This window comes from Sulfitobacter maritimus (genome assembly GCF_013346665.1).
In the GTDB taxonomy this organism is placed as follows: domain Bacteria; phylum Pseudomonadota; class Alphaproteobacteria; order Rhodobacterales; family Rhodobacteraceae; genus Sulfitobacter; species Sulfitobacter maritimus.
Genome location: NZ_JABVBB010000021.1, coordinates 610,216 through 631,960, shown reverse-complemented (window position 1 = coordinate 631,960; position 21,745 = coordinate 610,216). Strand labels below are relative to the sequence as shown.

Here is a 21,745-nt window from a genome sequence, read left to right as displayed (position 1 = left end):
TTGCAGTGCAAACCTCACGCATCACATGAGGATTCATTAATGAAAATCTCGCGACTTGGGGATCACGCGGGTGTCGCGCGGATGGCTATGCATCGCCACCTGACCGGGCAGCGGATGGGTCGGATGATCGCCCCGCGTGGTGATGCCGGGCATCGGCGCGTCGGACAGCGCCGCGAGCCGGTCAGAGCGGTCCTCCAGCCTATCGGCCACCACATGGATCACCCGCCCGTCGGTCTGCACACGCCCCTCCACGACCAGCAGCCGCGCGGCCATGATCGTGGGGCGGTAAAGCTTGAACATATTCGGCCAGATCACGAGGTTGGCGACGCCGCATTCATCTTCCAACGTGATGAAACACACCCCCTTGGCGCTGCCGGGTTTTTGGCGCACCAGCACCAGCCCGGCGAGTTTCACCTGCCGCCCGTGGCCCATGCGCGCCAGATCCCGGGCCGAGGAAAACCCCTGCGCGGCGAGGCTGGCGCGGTAGAAAGACATCGGATGCGCCTTGAGCGACAGGCGCAGCGTCTGGTAATCGGCCACCACCTGTTCGGCCTTCGGCATCACTGGCAGGGCGACTTCCGGCTCCGGCCCCTGAGCCGCGGCCTCGGCATGGTCAAAGATCGGCAGAGAAGGCGCGTCACGCAGCCCTTGGGCTTGCCAGAGCGCTTGCCGCCGGTCGATCCCCATACTGTGCATCGTGTCGGCGACGGCGAGTTGGCGGATCGCCTTGGCATCCAGCCCGGCGCGGGTCTTGAGGTCTTCGACATCCGTGTAAGGCGTCTCGCGCCGGTCCATGATCCGCGCGCCCGCCTTTTCCTGCAGCCCGTCCACCATGCGCAGCCCCAGCCGTAGGGCAAAACCGTCGCCGCAAGGCTCCAACGTGCAGTTCCAGTCCGAGAGGTTCACGTCCACCGGGCGCACTTCGACATCATGTTCCCGCGCGTCGCGCACGATCTGCGCCGGGGCATAAAACCCCATCGGCTGCGAGTTCAGCAGCGCGCAGGCGAAGGCCGCCGGGTAGTGGCATTTCATCCATGACGAGACATAGACTAGCTTGGCAAAACTCGCCGCATGGCTTTCGGGGAAGCCGTATTCACCGAACCCCTTGATCTGGTCAAAACAACGCTGCGCAAACACCGGATCATAGCCGCGTTTGGTCATGCGGCCCACCATCTTGTCCTGCAGCTTCTCGATCGTCCCGCGCGAGCGGAAGGTGGCCATGGCCTTGCGCAGCTCGTTGGCCTCGGCGGGCGAGAAGCGCGCCGCGTCGATGGAGATTTTCATTGCCTGTTCCTGAAAGATCGGCACGCCCAGGGTCCGGCTGAGGATGCTAAAGAGTTCATCCTGCGGATAGGCCGGGCCGGGGGCGGGGTAGACGACGCTTTCGAGCCCCTGACGGCGGCGCAGATAGGGGTGGACCATGTCGCCTTGGATCGGGCCGGGGCGGACGATGGCGACCTCGATCACCAGATCGTAAAAGACGCGGGGGCGCAGTTTCGGCAGCATCGCCATCTGCGCGCGGCTTTCGACCTGAAAGACGCCAAGGCTGTCGCCCCGGCAGAGCATGTCGTAGGTCGGGCGGCCCGTAGCGTCGTCCTCGTGATCCTCCACCGGCACCGTGGCCAGTTCCAGCGGACGGTCGTAATGCGCCTCAATGAGGTCGAAGCATTTGGCGATGCAGGTCAGCATGCCAAGCGCCAGAATATCGACCTTAAAGATCTGCAGCGCGTCGATATCATCCTTGTCCCATTCGATGAAACTGCGCTCGGGCATGGCGCCGTTGCCGATGGGCACGATCTCGGTCAGGGGGCGTTCGGTCAGGATGAAGCCGCCGACGTGCTGGCTCAGGTGCCGCGGCATGCCGATCATTTGGGAGGCGAGTTTCAGCACCATGCGCAGGTAGGGGTCGGACAGGTCCAGCCCCGCCTCGCGGGCGCGGGAGTCGTCCATCTCACCTTCGAAACTGCCCCAGATCGTGCCCGCAAGTTTCGAGGTCACGTCTTCGGAAAGCCCCATCGCCTTGCCGACCTCGCGAATGGCCGAGCGCGGGCGGTAGTGGATCACCGTGGCGCAGAGCCCGGCGCGGTGGCGGCCGTATTTGCCGTACATGTACTGGATGACTTCCTCGCGCCGCTCATGCTCGAAATCCACGTCGATGTCTGGCGGTTCGTCGCGTTCTTCGCTCAAGAAACGCTCGAACAGCAGGTTGTGCACCGCCGGGTCGACCGAGGTGATGCCGAGGCAGAAGCAGACCGCGGAATTGGCCGCCGAGCCGCGCCCTTGGCAAAGGATCGGCGGCTGTGCTTCCTCGCGGGCGAAGCGGACGATGTCATAGATGGTCAGGAAGTAGCGGGCGATCTTCTTGGACTCGATCAGGGCGAATTCCTTCTCGATGGTCTTTTTCACCGCCTCGGGCACGCCTTGCGGGTAGCGCCGCGCAGCGCCCTCCCATGTGAGGCGGGCGAGTTCCTCCATCGGGCTGCTCCCCTCGGGGACGATCTCATGCGGGTATTCATAGGCCAGATCGGTGAGGCGAAAGGTGATGCGGTCCGCCAGCCGCCGCGTCTCGGCGATGGCATGGGGCCAGTCGGCGAAGAGGCGCATCATCGCCTCAGGCGATTTCAGATGCCGCTCGGCATTGGCGGCCAGAAGATAGCCCGCCTTGGGCACGATCACGCCCTCGCGGATCGCCACCATCACGTCCTGCAAGGGCCGCCGGTGGCGCGCGTGGTAGAGCACATCGTTGGTCGCCATGATCCTGAGACCATGGGCGCGGGCCAGCGCATCCAGCCGGTTGATCCGCGCCCGGTCATCGCCGCGGTAGAGGAAGCTCGCGCCCACATAGCGCATGTCCGGCAGGGCCTTGACCAGCCGCGGCAGGCCGGCGGCAAAGACGTCGAGGTTCTCGGGCGGCATGACGATCAGATGCAGCCCTTCGGCCTGTTGCGCCAGCATCTCAAGCGTCAAATGGGTCTCGCCCTTTTGCTGCCATTCCCCGTCCACCGATTGCATCTTGCCCGCCGACAGCAGCGTCGAGAGCCGCGCATAGGCGGCGCGGTCCTGCGGGTAGGCCAAGAGTTCAGTCCCACAGAGCAGCACCAGCCGCGCGCCGATCAGGGGGCGAATATGGGCCTTCTCGGCCTCCACATGCATCCGCACCACGCCCGCGAGGGTGTTGTGATCCGCGATGCCGATACTGTCATAGCCGTGGTGATGCGCCGTTTCGACCAGATCGACGGCGTCCGAGGCGGCGCGAAGAAAGGAAAAGCAACTCGCCAGCCCGAACTCCACATAGTCCGCCCGGGGTGGCGGGCTGAAGCCGTCTTCGCCCAGTGTGCGGCGCTTATGTCCTTCTTGCTCGGGCATCAGGCGAAGAGCCCATGCAGGAACCAGCGCGGCTCGGCCCCGCGGCCATCGTGGATCACCCCCTCGCGGTAAAGCCAGAAACGCTGGCCGCCTTCGACCTCCACCTTGTAATAATCGCGCAGCCGGGTGCCGGGGCGGTCGCGCCACCATTCGGGGGCGATACGCTCAGGGCCGGCGTGGCGCGTGGTTTTATAGGTGACGCGGCGCCAGTTGAACTGTGAGGGCGGGCCTTCGGGCACGGCGTAGATCACGCGCACCTCCTCGGGCGGGGTGAGCAGGCGCAGCGGGCGCTCGCGCAGCAGGGTGGGGGCAGCGGCGGGGGTGCCTTGCAGGGCGTCGACGCGGTGCTCCACCCGTTCGGGTTTGTGGGTCTCGCGCCACGCGGGCCAGCTCACTTTGTCGCTGCCGAGCTTGGCCGCCAGACGGTCGAGTAGGCCTGCTACATCCGCCGAAGGGTCGCGTTTGCCGTCGAGGTGGTCTTGGATCAGCGGCAGCGGCTCGCTGTCCGTGGCCTCCAGCGTCAGCAGGTCAAAGCCGAAGCCGCTGTCGATATTCTCTAGCTTGCCGTCGAAGAGGCGGCGCAGATGCGCCGGGTCACGGCTGGCCCGCGCCGTGGCGACGCCGAGGGTGCGCCAATCGCCGTCGATGCGGTAGATCGTGAGCCTCAGTCGCCGTGCGCCCAATTCGGCGCGGGCCAGAAGGGTGCAGAGGTCCTCGACCAGCGCGGGCAGATGCGGGGCGGGGTCGATCACCGGCTCGGGCAGGCGGCTGCGGGTCATGAAGTGGCGATGGTCCGGCGGGGCGTTGAGCGGGTCAGGGGCTTGGCCAAGCGCTTTGTCGAGCAAGATCAGCGGGTTGCGGTCAGGCTTGAGGCTGGCGAAGCGGCGCATCAGCGCGGCGCGGGGCAGATCGCTCAGCGCGCCGATGGTCTTGAGGCCGAGCCGGTCCAAGAGCCGTGTGGTCTGGGCATCCAGCCGCAGGGCGGCGACGGGCAGGGGGGCGAGGGCGGCGGCCAGATCCTCGGCCCCGCAGATCTGCGCGCCGGAGCCGAAGCGCGCCAGTGCCTGCGCCGCACCGGGGGTAGGGGCCATGGCGGTGCGTGCGGTCAGCCCTTGCAGGGCGAAACGGCTGCGGATGTCGCGCAGCATCGCGGCCTCGCCGCCGAAGAGATGCGTGCAGCCGGTGACGTCGAGCAGCAGACCATGGTCCACGTCCCGCGCCGTCCAAGGGCACCAGCGCCGCGCCCAATGCACCAGTCGTTGGATCAGCGCCTCGTCGCCCTCCAGATCGGCGGGCTCGACATGCAGATCGGGGTGGATGGCCTGCACGTCGACCACCCGTGCGCCTGCCTCGATCCCGCGCGTTTGCGCCGCTGCGCTCAGCCCATGGACCACTGGGCCATGGCTGCCGTCGCGTGACAGGACCACCGGCACCTCATCCCCCGGAGCGCTGCGGTATTGGGCGATCACCCGACGCCACCGCTCCATCGTCAGCATAGGGAACCAGACGGAGACGATCCGCGGCGCGGGGGCTTTGGCGTTTGTCGGGGTCATGACTGGCCACCCAGCGTCCGGGCGCATGGCCGCGGGCGCGGAACAATTCGAGGTCCCACCGCGCCGCACCCGGTGCCTGTGGATCGTCGGGATGCGCCTGCGCGGGCAGGGAGGCGATGCGCCAACGCATCCGCGCCGCACTCAAGCCCCCCGGATCGCCGCTGCGAATGAGATAGAGCGGCACGCCCGAGGCCTCGGCCCTGAGCGACAACCGCTTGGTGGCAGTGAAATCCAGCACCTCCGGCCCGCCATGCACCTCGCCGATCACGGCGGAAAGACCGGCGCAGGACGCCCCTTCCTCCATCGTCCAAAGCACGTCGCGGGCATGGCTGGCGGTGACCAGAAGCACCGGTTGCTCCAGCCCGAAAGCCGCAAGGCTGGGCGTATAGGGCACGCCGTTCTCGCGCCGCGACAGGAAGTCCTGCACCCAGAGCACCGGCCCCTTGCCGCGCGGCAGTAGCGACAGCACAAAGCCACTCGCCGAAGCACTGGCAAAGGCCCCCGGAAAGACATCCGTCAGCGGCGCATGCGTGGCCAGAACCCCCGGTTCGGGGGGTGTCGACGGCCGTCGCCGCGGCAGGGTAAGGACCTGCCCATATGTAGAATCGGTTGTCATGCACGACTCCATATGTTCACATTTTGTTCTATTCATAAACGATGAACTGCGCTGCTGTCAAAATTTTGAGCGGCGTCGCGAAGCCCTTGCCGGGGCGCGGAAAAACCGCATCTACTGGGCCAAGGGCTGCGACAGGAGGCGACCGATGTGCAATCTTTACTCCCTCACCAAGGGACAAGACGCGATCCGCGGCTGGTTCGACGGGATCGACGACCAGGCGGGCAATCTGCCGCCCATGCCCGGCATCTACCCCGATTACCCGGCCCCGGTGGTGCGCAGCAGCGACAGCGGCCCGATCCTGCAGATGATGCGGTGGGGGATGCCGTCCCCGCCCTTCGCGCTCAAGGGCAAGAAGACCGACCGCGGCGTCACGAACATCCGCAACATCGCCTCACCGCATTGGCGGCGCTGGCTGGGGCCTGCGCATCGCTGCGTGGTGCCCTTCACCAGCTTTTCCGAGCCGCTGAACCGCCCCGGAGAGCGTTCGCGCCCCATCTGGTTCGCGCTTGGCGAGGACCGCCCGCTGGGGTTTTTCGCAGGCGTTTGGACGCAATGGACCTCCGTGCGAAAGCTGAAAGACGGCGAGACCACCGATAACCTCTATGGCTTTCTCACCACCGAACCCAACGCCGAGGTCGGGGCCGTCCACCCCAAAGCCATGCCAGTGATCCTGACCACGCCCGACGAAGTGCAGACCTGGCTGAGCGCCGAGACTGCCGATCTGCCCGCGTTGCAACGTCCCTTGCCGGATGGTGCTTTGCAGGTCATCGACCCCGAGGATTAAGCCGCCTCGGCCATCATCCGCGCGGCCATCGCAAGATCAGAGCGGAACTGCGCCTCGGCCTCCTCGCGCACGCGGGGATCGGGCACGCGCAAGAGGTAGGAGGGGTGCAGGGTGATCAACACCGGAATGCCCTCGGGCCCCGCCTCGATCGTGCCGCGGCGTTTGAGGATGCCCGCGCCCTTGCCGGTGAGGCTCTGCGCCGCCGTGGCACCCATGGCGAGGATGAGCTTGGGCTGCACCTGCGCCACCTCGGCATTCATCCACCAGCGGCATTGGTCGATCTCCGGCGTCTCGGGGCGCTGGTGGATGCGGCGTTTGCCGCGGGCGGTGAATTTGAAGTGTTTGACGGCATTGGTGACGAAGGCCGCCTCGCGGTCAAGGCCAGCCTCGGCAGCCACCCGGTCGAACATCTGCCCGGCGGGGCCGACGAAGGGGCGGCCCGCGAGGTCTTCCTGATCGCCGGGCTGTTCGCCGACCACCATCAGATCGGCGCGCGCGGGCCCTTCGCCCGGCACGGCCTGCGTGGCGTGGCAATGAAGCGGGCATCGGGTGCAGGCGCGGATCGCGACGGGGAGTTCCTCCATCGGGCCGTCCCATGCGGATGAGAAGGCCGAAAGCTGCGCCTGCACACGGTCCATCCGCACCGGGGGCAGCGTGGGCGCCGCCTCGGCCATGGCGCGGGCGCGGGCGGGGGCTTCGGCGATCATCTGGGGGATGAAGGCGGCCTCGGGCATGTTCTTCCAGTATTTCTTGGGCATCTCGGATTGCATCGCCTTCACCATCAGGCGGGCGGGGTTAAAGATGTTCTGGAAGTAGGTGATCCAAAGCTGTTCGCCCGCGTCCTCGGGCAGATCGGGCTTGGCGTGGCCTTCTTGGAAGGTGAGTTTGCCATTCTCGAAGATCGCCGAGACATCTGGCGTCAGGATGCGCCAGTCCATGTCGGAAAACCGCCGCACAAAGAAATCCGCCGTCGGCTCAACCGTGTGATGCGTAGGCTCGAACCATGCGGCGAAGCTGCGGCGCGGGGCGTTTGGGTCGCCAATCTCACGGAAGCGGACGAAGGCCTTCATCTTGTGCTGGCAGCGACGGACGTTCTTCTCCATCCCCCGCAACACGGCGAGGTCGGCGTCGCCGCGGTCGGACATCAGATGCGGCGCGTCCTTCACGCGCCAAAGGAAGGCGTAGAGCCGGGCGAAACGCTCGGGGTCGCTGTGCCAGACGGCGGTTTCGGCCATGGAGATAAAACTACGCGGAACCGAGACTTTCCCACCCGAAGGCGCAGCACTTTCCCCGCCAAAGAGGTCAGGGGCAGCGGAATGATCGCCCCATAGGATCTGCTCAGGCGGCACGCCCGCGGCGAGAAAACCGCGCGCGGCCTCGCGCCATGCCTTGGCGGTGCCGATGGGGGGCAGGGAGACGCGGTGCATCAGAACAGGGTCAACTGCTCGGGCGGCGGCGCGAACCGCGCGCGCAGATCGGCGCTGTCGGTGAGGCCGCCGGGCGTCCAGCCCCCGGCGGTGACAAAGGCGCGGGCCTTTTTCATCGACGCGCCCATGCGGGTGAGGTCTTCGTAGCGCAGGGCGCGGTGACGCCGCGCGGCGAGGATGCGGTTGACGGTTTTCACGCCGAAGCCCGGCACCCGCAACAGCATTTCCCGGCTGGCGCGGTTGACGTCGAGCGGAAAATGTTCGCGGTGCACCAGCGCCCAAGCGAGCTTGGGGTCGACCTCCAGATCGAGATTGCCGTCGCGGGTGACGGAGGTGATCTCGTCCAGTTGAAAGTCATAAAACCGCAGCAGCCAGTCGGCCTGATAGAGCCGGTGTTCGCGCTGCAGGGGGGGGCGGATCAACGGCAGTTTCGCGGAACTGTCGGGGATAGGCGAGAAGGCGGAGTAATAGACGCGTTTGAGCTTGTAGCTGGAATAAAGCCGCGTCGATTGGCCCAGTACCGTGGCATCGTTCGAGCCATCCGCGCCGATGATCATCTGCGTCGACTGGCCCGCGGGGGCAAAACGCGGCGGGCGTTTGCCGGTATAGGATTTCTCTTTGCCTGCGTCCTTCACCATCCGAACATTCGCCATGGCGCGGCGGATCTGTTCGGGCTTCTTCTCGGGCGCATATTGCTGCACCGCGCTGTCGGTGGGCAGTTCGACATTGATCGACAGTCGGTCCGCCAGACGCCCGGCTTCTTCGATCAATTCAGGCGAGGCGTCTGGGATGGTCTTGAGGTGGATATAGCCGCGAAAGTTCTCCTCGTGCCGCAGCTTGCGGGCGATCTGGACCATGTCCGACATGGTGGCATCGGGCGAGCGGATGACGCCGGAGGACAGAAACAGCCCTTCGATATAATTGCGGCGGTAGAATTCGATTGTGAGCTTCACCACCTCATCCACGCTGAACCGCGCGCGGTCCACGTTAGAAGACACGCGGTTGATGCAATAGCTGCAATCGTAAATGCAGAAATTGGTCATCAGGATTTTCAGCAGGCTGATGCACCGCCCGTCGGGGGCGTATGCGTGGCAGATGCCGCTGCCTTCGTTGGAGCCCAGCCCCTTGCCATCACGCGAGTCGCGTTTAGTCGAGCCAGAGGAGGCGCAGGAGGCGTCGTATTTCGCCGCATCGCTGAGAATCGCCAGTTTTTGATCGAGTGTCTGTTTTGCCATGCGTTCTATATATGTTCTCACGGGGGCGGTGTCATTAAACTATCTTAATGCCGCGACAATCTGCGCAGGGTTCCGCGCGTGAAGGGCGCGCGGGGAGGGGCGAGAGTTTAAATTGACGGGACGAAATCTTGTCGCTACCAATTACATGCAGATACATATTATGCATATGCATACGAGAGCGCCGGGGGGGGAGATCGTGCGCTTTTTCAATCAACCGGGAGGACAAACTATGAAAACAACAACCACGCTCAGCGCGGTGCTTTTTGCCGCAAGCACCATCGCCATGACGGCCCCTGCGCAGGCCGAAGAAATCACCCTGCGCGCCGTGTCGGCCTTTACGCTCGGCACCGCCTTTAGCCGCGAGTTTGAATCCTTTGTCGAATGGATCAACGACAATGGCAAAGGCGTCGTACAGATCAATCTGGTCGGCGGGCCGGAAGCCGTGCCGCCTTTTGAACTGGGCAATGCGGTGCAGTCGGGCGTGGTCGACATCGCCAATAACACGACCGCTTATTACCCGAACCTGCTGCCCACGGGCGACGCGTTGCATCTGGCGAAAAATACTATTCAGGAGCAGCGCGAGAATGGCTGTTACGAACTGGTGGACCGCATTCACCAAGAGCAGATGAACGTCAAATACCTCGGCCATGGCGGCGATGGGATCGGCTATCATCTCTATCTGACCAAACCAGTCGAGGGGCCGGATCTGAGCGGTCTGACCATTCGCACCACGCCAGTTTACCAAGCGATGTTCACGCAACTGGGCGCCAATCTCGTGCGTACCGCGCCGGGCGAAGTCTATAGCGCCTTGGAGCGCGGGGCGATTGATGGCTATGGCTGGCCTTCGCAGGGTGTGCTGGATCTGGGTTGGGACGAGCAGACGAAATACCGTGTCGATCCGAGCTTTTACAATGTCGATGTAAACCTCTTGGTAAACCTCGACACATGGAACGGGCTGACGGACGCGCAGCGGGCCAAGCTTGAAGAGGGCGCGGCTTGGATGGAAGAGCTCAACAACGACAACGCCGAGCGCAACAAGGCAGAATATGCCGCGCAGGCGGAGGCCGGGATCGAAACCATCACCTTTGGTGAGGCCGACGCCGAAACTTGGACCAATGCCGCACGTGATGCCGGTTGGGCGGCGGTTGAAGAGGTTGATGCCGATCTTGCGCAGCAGATGCGCGCTTGCATGACCAAGTGATCGCCCAATGATCTCAACAATGTTTGACCGGACACTCCGGGGGCTGGCCGTCTTTTCGGCCGGTATCCTCGGGGTGATCGCGGTGTTTATCGCGATCAATGTGTTGCTGCGCAATTTGGGGCTGCCGGTGGTCTATGGCGCGTTGGACGCGATCCAATATGCCTTGATGATTGCCACCTTTCTAGGCGCGCCTTGGGTGCTGTCGATTGGCGGGCATGTGAAGGTTGACCTGATCACCGGTGCGTTGGCGGGCCGGACGGGGCGCATCCTGACCCGCATCACCAGCGCCATCGGCGCGGTCACCTCTGGTGTGCTGGGGTGGTATGGCCTGCAAGCGGTGCTGGCCTCTGCCGCACGCGGCTCGATGATCCGCACGTCTTTTGTGATCCCCGAATGGTGGATGCTGGCCTTTGTGCCGCTGTCGCTTGCGCTCTGCACGATCATTTTTATCCGACGTCTGCTCTATCCGGAAACGGCTGAGCGTAGCCTGAGTGGTCTTTGACATGGATTGGGCCTTGATCCTGACCCTAATGCTCGGCGGATTGGCGGTATTGCTGCTGATCGGCCTGCCGGTCGCCTTTGCCTTTATCGTCGTGACCACCGTGGGAGCGTATTTTGTGTTGGGCGGAGAGCGCGGCATCCTGCAATTGGCGCGCAACTCGGCGCAGTCGGTGGCAAATTTTCAGCTCGCACCCATACCGTTGTTTATTCTGATGGGGGAGATCCTGTTTCAGACCGGCGTGGCGCATCGCGCTATTGACGCGATTGAACGCGTGGTGACCCGTATTCCGGGGCGCATGTCGGTTGTGACGATCTTTGGCGGCACGATCTTTGCGGCGCTGTCCGGCTCGACCATCGCCAATACAGCAATGCTGGGCGGGACGCTGCTGCCGGGGATGTTGAAGCGTGGCTATCACCCGTCGATGGCCATGGGGCCAATCATGGCCTCCGGCGCCATCGCCATGCTGATCCCGCCTTCGGCGCTGGCGGTGCTGGTGGGCTCGCTTGCGGGTATCTCGATTGCTGGGCTGCTGATTGCAGGCGTGCTGCCCGCGCTGCTACTGGCGGTGCTGTTCGTGGCCTATGTGGTCGGGCGCAGCTTGCTCGACCCCAAGGTCGCGCCGCCAGATGTATATGAGGAAATGTCGCTGCGCGAACGCTGGACACCCTTTGCGATCTACGTGCTGCCGCTGTCGGTGCTTTTTGCCGTGGTGATCGGCTCGTTGCTCATGGGCATCGCCACGCCGACGGAAAGTGCGGCCCTGGGCAGTATTACCGCTGTCATTATCGGCGCGGCATACCGCTCGCTCAGTTTGGCCAAGCTGGGCAAGGCGCTGATGGAAACGCTAAAGCTCTCGGTGATGATCCTCTTCATCATCGCCGCCAGCCAGACCTTCGCGCAGGTGCTGAGCTTTTCGGGGGCCACCAACGGGCTGATCAACGCCATCAACAGCTTTGATCCGACACCGCTGATGGTGCTTTTGGGGATGATCGCGATCCTGCTGTTTCTGGGCTGTTTCATCGATCAAGTCTCAATGCTGATGGTTACGGTGCCGGTTTTCGTCCCGCTCGCCAATGCGATGGGGATCAACGAGCTGGTGCTGGGCGTAGTCTATCTGCTGACAATGGAGATCGGCTTGTTGACCCCGCCGTTCGGCCTGCTGCTCTTTGTGATGCGCGGGGTGGCGCCGCCGGAAATCCGTATGCCGCAGATCTATGCGGCGGTGATGCCATTCTTGCTCATCAAACTCTTTGTGCTGGGGCTGATCGTCTTGGTGCCAGAGATCGGAACGTGGCTGCCGAGCCTGATGGGCCGATGACCCTACTTGCAGGGCAGTGTCGCGGCATTGCCCCGCAAGCCGTTAATAAAGGTCCAGCGCGGCTGTCGCTTGCAATGTCTTAAGATATGCGTTTGTCATCAAAGCGGGGTGGCTCACCGCTCCAAGACAGATCGCAAGGAGCATCGTGATGGCAAACCCCCTTTATGACACCCTCTTTGGTCGTCACGCCGGACAACACACGCCCTTCCTGCATCTGCCGGACGGGGGGACGGTGACCCATGCCGAGTTCCTTTCTCGTGCCGCACGGTTTGCCCATGTGCTTAGCGATCTTGGTCTGCAGGCAGGGGACCGTTTGGCGGTACAGATCGATAAATCCGCCGACGCCTTGGCCGTCTATGCCGCTTGTGCGCAGGCGGGCATCATTTTCCTGCCGCTGAACCCGGCCTATACCGCTGATGAGGTTCGCTATTTCGTCACCGACAGCGGCGCGGCGGCCTTTGTCTGCCAGCCCGCCCGGCGGGATGAGATGGAACTGGTGGCCAAGGAGGCGGGCGCAAAGCTAGAAACCTTGGATACGCAAGGCGAAGGCAGTCTGGCCGAACGTGCCGATGGGGCCGACGACAATTTCGAAACAGTCGCCCGCAGTGCGGATGATCTTGCCGCCTTCCTCTATACTTCCGGCACCACCGGGCGCTCCAAAGGGGCAATGCTGACGCAGGACAACCTGCTGTCAAACGCGAAGACGCTGGTGGACCTGTGGCGCTTTACCCCGGACGATGTGCTGCTGCATGCGCTGCCGATCTTCCACACCCATGGGCTTTTCGTGGCGACGAATGTGACGCTGGTCGCGGGCGGCGCGATGATCTTTCTGCCCAAGCTCGATGTTGACCAGTTGATCGAACACATGCCCCATGCCACCGCGCTGATGGGCGTGCCGACCTTCTACACGCGGCTCTTGGACGATCCGCGTTTCACCCGCGATGTGGCGGCGAATATGCGGCTGTTCATCTCCGGCTCTGCGCCATTGCTCGCCGAAACCCATGCTGCGTTCGAAGAGCGCACCGGCCACCGTATCCTTGAGCGGTACGGCATGACCGAGACGAATATGAACACCTCCAACCCTTACGCAGGCGAGCGCCGGGCGGGAACAGTGGGCTTCCCGCTGCCGGATGTGGAGCTTAAAATCACCGATCCCAAGACCGGAGAGACCCTGCCTGACGGCGAGATCGGCAGCATCGAAGTGCGCGGGCCGAATGTGTTCAAAGGCTATTGGCAGATGCCCGAAAAAACGGCCCAAGAACTGCGCGAGGACGGCTTTTTCATCACCGGCGATCTGGGGCGGCGTGATGCCGACGGCTATGTCACCATCGTCGGGCGCGACAAGGATCTGATTATTTCGGGCGGATACAATATCTACCCCAAGGAAGTTGAACTGCTGCTCGACGACCAGCCCGGCGTGCTGGAAAGCGCGGTGATCGGCGTGCCGCACCCTGATTTTGGCGAAAGCGTGGTGGCGGTTCTGGTGGCCAAGCGGGGGGCTGAGCTGGACCTTGACCAGATTACGGCGGATTTGGGCGGTGCATTGGCGAAGTTCAAACAGCCGCGTAAGTTGATCGTTTTGCCGGAATTGCCGCGCAATACGATGGGCAAGGTGCAAAAGAATATGCTGCGGGCGCGTTATGGGGATTTGTTTCAACCGCAGACCTAGGTCTGTTGGGTGAGATGAACGGGGGACGGGCCACAAGCCCCCCCCCCCCGAAGTATTCTGACCAAAAAGAGCAGGGCAGGGACCGTCAAGGCGCGACAATCTGATCGCAAGCGCCCGGTTTCGCTTGAGGTACCGTGAAATTTTCTACAGAAGGTGACCACCTTTCAGTCCGCTAGATCAGGAGTTCGCGTGTCCCTCTTCCTTATCGTTGCCTTGCCCTTTTTGGGGGCGTTGTTACCCGGACTGATGAATTCCGCAGGGCGTCAAGCCTGCGCCGGGGTCACCTTTATGGTCACGCTCGTCGCGCTGGTGGGCTTGCTCACGCATCTGCCTGCCGTATTGGCGGGGGAGTTGGTTACCGCGCGGGTTGAATGGATTCCGCAACTTGGTCTGAACCTGACCTTGATGCTGGACGGTCTGGGCTTTTTCTTTGCCTGCCTCATCCTTGGTATCGGACTGTTGATCATCGCCTATGCGCGTTCCTATCTGGCACGCGGCGATCATATGGGTGAGTTTTTCACTTATCTGCTGCTCTTCCAAGGCGCGATGGTCGGGATCGTTCTCAGCGATAACGTGCTAATTCTGCTCATTTTCTGGGAGCTGACCTCGCTGTCGTCCTTCCTGCTGATCGGCTATTGGAAGCACCTGCCCGAAGGCCGCCAAGGCGCCCGCATGGCGCTGACCGTCACCGGCATGGGCGGGCTCGCCATGATCGGTGGCATGTTGCTGCTGGGCCAGATCACCGGCAGCTATGACCTGAGTGTGATCTTGGAAAACCGCGAGTTGATCCAGGCTTCGCCGCTCTATCTGCCGGCGCTGATCCTGATCCTGCTGGGCTGTTTCACCAAGTCGGCGCAGTTCCCTTTCCACTTCTGGCTGCCCCACGCCATGGCAGCCCCAACGCCGGTTTCGGCCTATCTGCACTCCGCGACGATGGTGAAGGCGGGGATCTTCCTGATGGCGCGGATGTGGCCGGTGCTGTCGGGCACGCCGGAGTGGTTTGCCATCGTCACCACGGCGGGGCTGATCACCATGGTGTTGGGCGCGGTGATTGCGCTGTTCAAACATGACCTGAAGGCGTTGCTGGCCTTTTCGACGGTGAGCCACCTCGGCCTGATCACTATGCTCTTGGGCACCGGCACCGCCTTTGGCGCGTTGGCGGCGGTGTTTCACATCCTGAACCACGCGACCTTCAAGGCCGCGCTCTTTATGTCGGCGGGAATCGTGGATCATGCGGTGCATACCCGCGACATCCGGCGTTTGGGCGGGCTGCGGCATCTGATGCCGGTGACCTTTGTCATCGCCACGCTGGCGGCGCTGTCGATGGCGGGTATTCCACTGCTAAACGGTTTCCTGTCGAAAGAGATGATGCTGGAAGAGAGCCTGCACACGACGTTTTTCGACATGCCGTGGTTGGTGCCGGCGCTGGCGACGTTTGGGGCGCTTTTCTCCGCGGCCTATAGCTTCCGTCTGATCGGCCATACCTTTCTTGGCAAGGTGCGCGACGACTACCCGGACCATCCGCATGACCCCAAACCCGGTCTTTGGCTGCCCCCTGCGCTGCTGATCATCCCGGTGGTGGTCATCGGTCTTGCCCCGTTCCTCGCTGAGCCTTTCGTGAAGCTGGTCACAGCCTCGGTCTTGGGCGGCGCGGCGGAAATGCCTTCGGCGCATTTCAAAATCTGGCATGGGCTGGGACCTGCGCTCTATATGTCGATCGTCGCGGTGATTGGCGGGCTGATCCTGCTGGCGCTCTTCACCCCGTTGCTGCGCATCTGGGATGCCGCGCCAAGGCCAGAAGCGAAGTCAATCTTTGACCGGATCATCGCAGCCTCTGTCGGCCTGTCGCGGGCGGTGGCTCTGCGGCTGCACAACGGCGCCTTCTCGCGCTATGCCGCGATTATGGCAGTGACGGTGGTGGCGGTGGGCTATTACGCTTGGGCCACCGGCACGGTCGGGGCCGCGACCCGTGCGATGCAGCCAACGAATGCAGTGCAGATCGCGGGTTGGCTGATGCTGGTCGCGGCGGCCTGTGGCCTCGTGTTCTTGCACCGCAACCGCCTGCTGTCGCTGATCCTGATCGGTATTGTCGGGTTGATCGTCTCGGCTGGTTTCGTCTTCTTCAGCGCGCCTGACTTGGCGATGACGCAGCTGACGGTCGAAGTGGTGACGATCATCCTGCTGCTCTTGGCGCTGAACTTCCTGCCCAACCGCACACCTATCGAAAGCACCGTCCTGCGGCGTACGCGGGACGTTGCGGTCTCGCTCGCGGCGGGCGCGGCGACCATGGCGCTGTCCTATCACTATCTGCTGCGTGACACGGTGGCGCCGAGCATTTCTGAATTCCACCTTGCCAACTCCTACAAAGGCGGCGGCGGGACCAATGTGGTCAACGTCATCCTCGTGGATTTCCGGGGCTTTGACACCTATGGCGAGATCATCGTTCTGGGCATCGCGGCCCTGCTGATCTACGCGCTGACCGAGACACTGCTCTCCGGCCCAGTCCGGGCGCGGCTGCTCAACCGCAAGCCGGACCAGCCGCGGGCCGGGGACCGACATCCGATGATGATGGTGGTCATGACCCGCGTCATTATGCCGGTGGTGCTGCTGGTGGGCTTCTACATCTTCCTGCGCGGCCATAATGAGCCGGGCGGCGGGTTTATCGCCGGGCTCATCGTGTCGATCGCGGTGGTGATGCAATATATGGCCAGCGGCTTTGCCTGGGCTTCGGCGCGGCTGCGGTACCCCTATCACGGCATCATCGGTACCGGCGTGCTGATCGCGGGGCTGACGGGCATCGGCTCGTGGTTCTTTAACAAACCTTTCCTGACCTCGGACTTCACCTATGTGCGCATCCCGCCCTTCTACAAATTCGAACTGGCCACGGCGGCGCTCTTTGACCTTGGGGTCTTCCTTGCGGTGGTTGGCGCGGTGATGTTGACGCTGGAAAGCTTCTCGCGTCTTGCCCGCCGCGCCCATGTGCCGGAGGCCGATCACCCGATGGACATCGACCCATCCCGCGAAGACACCCCCAAGGCGGAGGCATAAAATGGAACTTCTCGTCGCTTCTGCCATTGGCATTCTCACGGCCTCTGGGCTTTACCTCGTGCTGCGTCTGCGGACCTTTCCGGTGATCATGGGCACCTCGCTGCTGACCTATGCGGTCAACGTGTTTCTGTTTGCCTCAGGCCGCCTGACCGTGGGCGCGCCGCCGATCCTGACGGATGCTACGCGCTACACAGACCCGCTGCCGCAGGCGCTTGTGCTGACAGCCATCGTGATCTCATTCGGCATGACCGCCGTGGTGGTGATGATCGCGCTCGGCGCGTACCTCGGCGGCAATGACGATCAAGTCGACGATCTGATCCCCGCATCTGACGCGGAGGACCGCACATGATCCATTGGCTGATCCTGCCCATCGTGCTGCCTGCCTTCCTTGCACCCTTCATCGTACTGGCAGCGCGTTATCACATCACCATTCAGCGGGTGTTTTCACTCTTCGGGGCCGTGGCGCTGATCGCCGTGGGGCTCGGCCTGTCGGTTGAGGCTGCATCAGGTGAGGTCATGCTCTACCGCTTGAGCGATTGGGCCGCGCCCTTCGGCATCGTGCTGGTGGGCGACCGTCTGTCGACGCTGATGGTCACGCTGACGGCGGTGCTCGCGCTCTTTGTGCTGCTCTATGTGATCGGGTCGAAATGGGACGAACGCGGGCGGCATTTTCATGCGCTGTTTCAGTTCCAACTGATGGGCATTATGGGTGCTTTCCTGACGGGCGACCTTTTCAACCTCTTTGTGTTTTTCGAAGTGCTGTTGATCGCCTCCTACGGGCTGATGATCCACGCGGGCGGCACGGTGCGGCTGCGGGCCGGGGTGCAATATGTGCTCTATAACCTCTTGGGCTCGACGCTGTTTCTCTTTGCCCTTGGCGCGATCTATGCCGAGACGGGGACGCTTAACATGGCCGATCTGGCGCAGCGCGTGGCGCTGATTGATCTGGGCGAGACTGTGGGCATCCGCATTGCCGCCGTGCTGCTCTTGATGGTTTTCGCGATCAAAGCTGCCGTGGTGCCGCTGCACTTCTGGCTGCCGTCAAGCTATGCCGAAGCGCCCGGCCCGGTGGCATCGCTTTTCGCGATTATGACCAAAGTCGGCGCCTATGCGATCATCCGCGTCTATACGTTGATCTTCCCCCCGGAACTGGCCGCGACCGCCGATCTGCACACCACATGGCTGTTGCCTGCGGCACTGCTGTCGCTGGCGCTTGGCATGGTGGGGGTCTTGGCAGCCAAGCAGTTGGACCGTCTGGTGGCCTTTTCGGTCATCGGGTCGATGGGCATGGTGATGGTGGCGATTGCGCTGTTTACGCCTGAAGGGATTGCCGCCGCACTTTACTACATCGTGCATTCGACACTGGCGGCGGGGGCGTTGTTCCTGATCTGCGATCTGGTGCGGGCAGGGCGGGCGAACCTTGATCTGACCGCCCAGCCACAGGTGGCGGGTGCGCGGCTGACCTCTGCGATGTTCTTTGTCGCTGCGATTGCCATGGTCGGTGTGCCGCCGCTGTCGGGCTTCATCGGCAAGCTGCTGATCATGGATGCAGCGGTGCAGAACCCCTATATGACTTGGATCTGGGCCGTGATCTTGGGCGCGAGCCTGCTGAGCCTTGTGGGCTTTGGCCGCGCTGGTAGCACGGTTTTCTGGAAAGCCCGCGCCGTGGAAGCCGAGGAAGACACCGCCCCCGCAACCGCCCCCGGTGTGCTATGCTACGTGGGTGCGGGCGGCTTGCTGGCATTGCTGGCGGCCCATACGCTGCTGGCGGGACCGGCGACGGCCTATGCCACCGCGATCTCGCAACAACTGTTCGGCCCGGAGCGCTATCTGACCACGGTGTTGGAGACCCCCGGCAAGCTGTCGGATGGCAAAGAGGAGGCACATTAACATGATGCGACCGATCCGCTGGCTCTTGCCGCACCCGTTCTTGACCATCCTGCTCGCTGTTGTTTGGATTTTGCTGCAAAACAAATTGAGCGCGGGGATGGTGGTCTTTGGGCTGATCCTTGGTATCGTGATCCCGATCCTGACTGCCCGTTGGTGGACCGACCGGCCCCAAGGGATCCGCCCCCTGCGTATGCTGACCTATGTGCTGTTGGTACTGTGGGACATTATCGTCGCCAATGTTCAAGTGGCGTGGATCATCCTGACCAAATCCAACGACAGTATGAAGCCCGCGTGGGTCGTGATCCCGCTGGACTTGAAAGAGCCAGAGGCCATCAGCATTCTGGCTGGCACCATCACCCTGACCCCCGGCACCGTGTCAGCGGACCTGTCCGATTGCGGGCGCTACCTGCTGGTTCATGCGCTTGACGCGGATGACCCAGACGCCGTGCGCGATGAGATCAAAGACCGGTACGAACGCCGCCTGAAGGAGATTTTCCTGTGACCCAAGCGAGTGAACTTCTCACCCTGTCGCTCTATGCCGCGCTGGTTTTTGTGGCCATTGCGCAGTTTATGGCGATGATCCGGCTATGGATCGGCCCCGGCACCGGGGACCGTATTCTGGCGCTCGATACCATGTTTATCAACGCAATCGGTCTGATCGTGCTGCTGGGCATCTTGCAAGGCACGCAGATTTATTTTGAGGCGGCGCTGATCATTGCGATGTTGGGCTTTGTCTCGACCGTCGCATACGCCCGGTTCGTCCTGCGCGGGGATATTATCGAATGAGCCTTGAGTTGATCGCCACCTACGCTGTTGCCGTGTTTTTGTTCATCGGCAGTTTTTTTATCATCGTGGCAAGCATTGGCTTGCTCAAGCTCAACGACCCGATGACCCGCCTGCACGCGCCGACCAAGGCCGGGACGCTGGGGATCGGGGCCTATCTCTTGGCCGCGATGATCCATTCCTTTACCGTTGGCGAAGGCTCGCTGCATGAATTGCTGATCATGGGCTTTATCTTTGTCACCGCGCCCGTCTCAGCGAACTTTATGGCCAAGGCGAACATTCACCGCCGCGATTGCATGCAGCCGCCTGCCTTGCCCGAGGGCGATACATGGGCCACGCTCAATGTGCCTGAGGAAGACCGTGAGATCGAGGAAACCGCGCGTCACACCTGACGCCCGCCTGCGCGGCGTTTAACACAACTTACGACAGACGGCCGGGGGAAACCTCGGCCGAATTGCTTTGTGCGAATGGTGGAAACCATTAAGTAACATCATAGGTTAACCTTTGACCGGGCAGAATTGCCCCCGCCGCGGCGCGAGACTGAAAGGAGCCACCTATGCGTTTTGCCTCGATCATATTGCTTTGCTGCCTGCCGTTCACAGCAATGGCACAGGATCGTGCGGCGCTGGTGATTGGCATCGGTGATTATGCCGAAGCCAAAGACCTCGACGGGCCACGAACCGACGCGCGGGCCTTTGGCGCGGCGCTGGACGATCTAGGGTTTGAGGTAACGACCCTGATCGACACCCCCGGTGAAGAGATGAAACAGGCGCTGTCCGATTTCGCCTTTCGCGCTGAGACAGCGGAAATCGCGGTGATCTACTATGCGGGCCACCGACTCTCGGCAGGGGGGGAGAACTTTCTGATCCCGGCAGATGGTCCCTTGGCCCCGGCAGAAGCACTGCGGTCAAAGGCAGTGGCACTCCCGTCTGTGTTGCGGGCGGCGGGCAAGGCGCGGCAGATGCGGATCGTGATCCTCGACAGTTGCCAAGCCGCGCCCTTGGACAGTGTGGCCCCGCTCACCCCGCCAGAGCCGCGTGCTGGGACGTTGGTGTTAACCTCGGGCCGCATCGGTGCGTGCGACAACGCAGGCGAGGGGCCGGGGATCTTTGTCGAAGCGCTGATTGAAGCGTTTTCGGAGCCGGATGTCGAAATCTCGGTTGCGCTGGATCATCTGCGTGCGGATCTGCGCAGCCGCACCGGCGGCGACCTCGCGCCGCGCCGGTTTGGCGCGCTGAAGGCCACGCCCTATTTCCTTGCTAGCAGTGACGCGGCCACGCCAACGCCTACCAACACCTCTCTGCGCCGCATGTGGTCAGCCTTGGATGAGACACAGGACGCTGCCCTCATGGCGCTGGCGCGGCAAGGCGATGCGCGGGCCTTGCTGGCCTCGGCCTATCTGCGGCTGGACCCAGAGGATCCGCGCTATGATCCAAGCGCTGCTGCAGCCGACCTTACGCGTTTGGCAGACGCGGGCTCAGCCGAAGCGCGCTACCTGTTGGCGCAGCTCTATGAAGAAGGCACCGGCGTCACGCAGGACACCTCCCGCGCCTTGACGCTCTACGAAGAGGCGGCAGAGGAGGGGTTTGCCCCGGCACTAAACGATCTAGGCTTTATCCATCTGCAAGGTGAATTGGGGCAGAGCCCCGATCCCGACCTTGCCCGCAACTACTTCCGCCGCGCCGCTGATCGGCGTCACCCGGCGGCGATGTTCAACTATGCAGCGATGATTGACGATGGCAAAGTGGAAGGGCGCGGCGCACCGGATGCAGCGCTCTACCTCTACCGCGCTCTGCGGGGTGGGGATGCGACGCTGCTTAGCCTTATGGTTGACGAGCCGGCGTTGTTTAACAGCGAGACCCGCAAGGCTTTGCAGCGCAAATTGGCCCAGATGGGGTTCTACGATGGGGCGATTGATGGCGACTATGGCCCCGGCACGCAGGCCGGGATTAGGGCCGCCTATGGCGGGGAGGTGCCTGTTGCCGATACCGCTGCGGAGAACGCTTCTGAAGGGGAAGCGCCTGCGACTTTGGCAGACGATCCGCCCTCTGAAGCCTCGGAGACGCCAGAGGGTGAGACCTCTGACGCCGAACCCTCTGACGCCGAACCCTCTGACGCCGAACCACCTGCAGCGGACGCGTCCCCTGAACCCGCCGATGCAGAACAACCCGCTGACGCAGAACAACCCGCAGCCGACGCGACCCCTGAACCTGGTGCGGATGAGAACGTCACACCGGTCTTGCGCCCGCCGCAGGTCACACGAGAGTGATCAGCGCAAAACTGTTGGTATTGATCCAAGCGCTGCTTTAGATTGGAAAAATTAATCCGGTTGCAATATCGGGGCTGATGCTTT

17 protein-coding genes are annotated in these 21,745 nt (G+C 63.0%); 12 read left to right on the top strand and 5 right to left on the bottom strand.

Annotated features, from left to right (window positions below):
* Window positions 1-36: 36 nt before the first annotated feature.
* The 3 genes from HTT03_RS05060 to HTT03_RS05050 are packed head-to-tail and all read right to left on the bottom strand — an operon-like array spanning window position 37 to window position 5,535.
* The gene (locus HTT03_RS05060) at window positions 37-3,366 is read right to left on the bottom strand and encodes an error-prone DNA polymerase (protein ID WP_174858764.1); all 3,330 of its coding nucleotides are present in this window, start codon (window positions 3,364-3,366) and stop codon (window positions 37-39) included.
* Window positions 3,366-4,853 (bottom strand): Y-family DNA polymerase, encoded by a 1,488-nt coding sequence (locus HTT03_RS05055; RefSeq protein WP_174858990.1) that lies wholly within the window; start codon window positions 4,851-4,853, stop codon window positions 3,366-3,368. The genes HTT03_RS05060 and HTT03_RS05055 overlap by 1 nt, the downstream gene beginning before the upstream one ends.
* Window positions 4,801-5,535, bottom strand: coding sequence for an ImuA family protein (locus HTT03_RS05050; protein WP_246253346.1), 735 nt, complete (start codon window positions 5,533-5,535; stop codon window positions 4,801-4,803). The genes HTT03_RS05055 and HTT03_RS05050 overlap by 53 nt, the downstream gene beginning before the upstream one ends.
* 145 nt (window positions 5,536-5,680) lie before the next feature.
* On the opposite strand from HTT03_RS05050, the gene HTT03_RS05045 reads away from it, so the two are divergent.
* The gene (locus HTT03_RS05045) at window positions 5,681-6,319 is read left to right on the top strand and encodes an SOS response-associated peptidase (RefSeq protein WP_174858762.1); all 639 of its coding nucleotides are present in this window, start codon (window positions 5,681-5,683) and stop codon (window positions 6,317-6,319) included.
* On the opposite strand, the gene HTT03_RS05040 is transcribed toward HTT03_RS05045, so the two are convergent.
* On the bottom strand, window positions 6,316-7,746 hold the full coding sequence (locus HTT03_RS05040; RefSeq protein ID WP_174858761.1) for a UdgX family uracil-DNA binding protein: 1,431 nt from the start codon (window positions 7,744-7,746) through the stop codon (window positions 6,316-6,318). The two genes, HTT03_RS05045 and HTT03_RS05040, sit on opposite strands and share 4 nt — an antisense overlap.
* Complete coding sequence (locus HTT03_RS05035) at window positions 7,746-8,981, bottom strand: putative DNA modification/repair radical SAM protein (RefSeq protein ID WP_174858760.1); 1,236 nt, start codon at window positions 8,979-8,981, stop codon at window positions 7,746-7,748. Before HTT03_RS05035 ends, HTT03_RS05040 begins: the two co-directional genes overlap by 1 nt.
* 229 nt (window positions 8,982-9,210) lie before the next feature.
* On the opposite strand from HTT03_RS05035, the gene dctP reads away from it, so the two are divergent.
* The 11 genes from dctP (at window position 9,211) to HTT03_RS04980 (ending at window position 21,661) form a co-directional block, all read left to right on the top strand.
* Window positions 9,211-10,182: a TRAP transporter substrate-binding protein DctP gene (gene dctP, locus HTT03_RS05030; protein WP_174858759.1), complete on the top strand. Its 972-nt coding sequence runs from the start codon at window positions 9,211-9,213 to the stop codon at window positions 10,180-10,182.
* A 19-nt stretch (window positions 10,183-10,201) separates the two neighbouring features.
* Window positions 10,202-10,684, top strand: coding sequence for a TRAP transporter small permease (locus HTT03_RS05025; RefSeq protein WP_246253345.1), 483 nt, complete (start codon window positions 10,202-10,204; stop codon window positions 10,682-10,684).
* A 13-nt stretch (window positions 10,685-10,697) separates the two neighbouring features.
* On the top strand, window positions 10,698-12,002 hold the full coding sequence (locus HTT03_RS05020) for a TRAP transporter large permease (protein ID WP_246253344.1): 1,305 nt from the start codon (window positions 10,698-10,700) through the stop codon (window positions 12,000-12,002).
* Window positions 12,003-12,150: 148 nt separating this feature from the next.
* Complete coding sequence (locus HTT03_RS05015; protein WP_174858756.1) at window positions 12,151-13,671, top strand: malonate--CoA ligase; 1,521 nt, start codon at window positions 12,151-12,153, stop codon at window positions 13,669-13,671.
* Window positions 13,672-13,860: 189 nt separating this feature from the next.
* Window positions 13,861-16,719 carry a monovalent cation/H+ antiporter subunit A gene (locus tag HTT03_RS05010; protein ID WP_174858755.1) on the top strand — a complete coding sequence of 953 codons (2,859 nt, stop codon included), beginning with the start codon at window positions 13,861-13,863 and terminating at the stop codon, window positions 16,717-16,719.
* Between the two features lies 1 nt (window position 16,720).
* Complete coding sequence (locus HTT03_RS05005) at window positions 16,721-17,068, top strand: Na+/H+ antiporter subunit C (protein ID WP_174858754.1); 348 nt, start codon at window positions 16,721-16,723, stop codon at window positions 17,066-17,068.
* Entirely contained in the window at window positions 17,065-18,609 is a 1,545-nt protein-coding gene (locus tag HTT03_RS05000) for a monovalent cation/H+ antiporter subunit D (protein ID WP_174858753.1), read from the top strand. Before HTT03_RS05005 ends, HTT03_RS05000 begins: the two co-directional genes overlap by 4 nt.
* Before the next feature lies 1 nt (window position 18,610).
* Window positions 18,611-19,111: a Na+/H+ antiporter subunit E gene (locus HTT03_RS04995; RefSeq protein WP_174858752.1), complete on the top strand. Its 501-nt coding sequence runs from the start codon at window positions 18,611-18,613 to the stop codon at window positions 19,109-19,111.
* Complete coding sequence (locus HTT03_RS04990; protein ID WP_174858751.1) at window positions 19,108-19,395, top strand: K+/H+ antiporter subunit F; 288 nt, start codon at window positions 19,108-19,110, stop codon at window positions 19,393-19,395. Before HTT03_RS04995 ends, HTT03_RS04990 begins: the two co-directional genes overlap by 4 nt.
* Window positions 19,392-19,784 (top strand): Na+/H+ antiporter subunit G, encoded by a 393-nt coding sequence (locus HTT03_RS04985; protein WP_174858750.1) that lies wholly within the window; start codon window positions 19,392-19,394, stop codon window positions 19,782-19,784. The genes HTT03_RS04990 and HTT03_RS04985 overlap by 4 nt, the downstream gene beginning before the upstream one ends.
* A 164-nt stretch (window positions 19,785-19,948) precedes the next feature.
* A complete protein-coding gene (locus tag HTT03_RS04980; RefSeq protein ID WP_174858749.1) occupies window positions 19,949-21,661 on the top strand; it encodes a caspase family protein in 1,713 nt (570 codons plus the stop codon).
* Window positions 21,662-21,745: the final 84 nt, after the last annotated feature.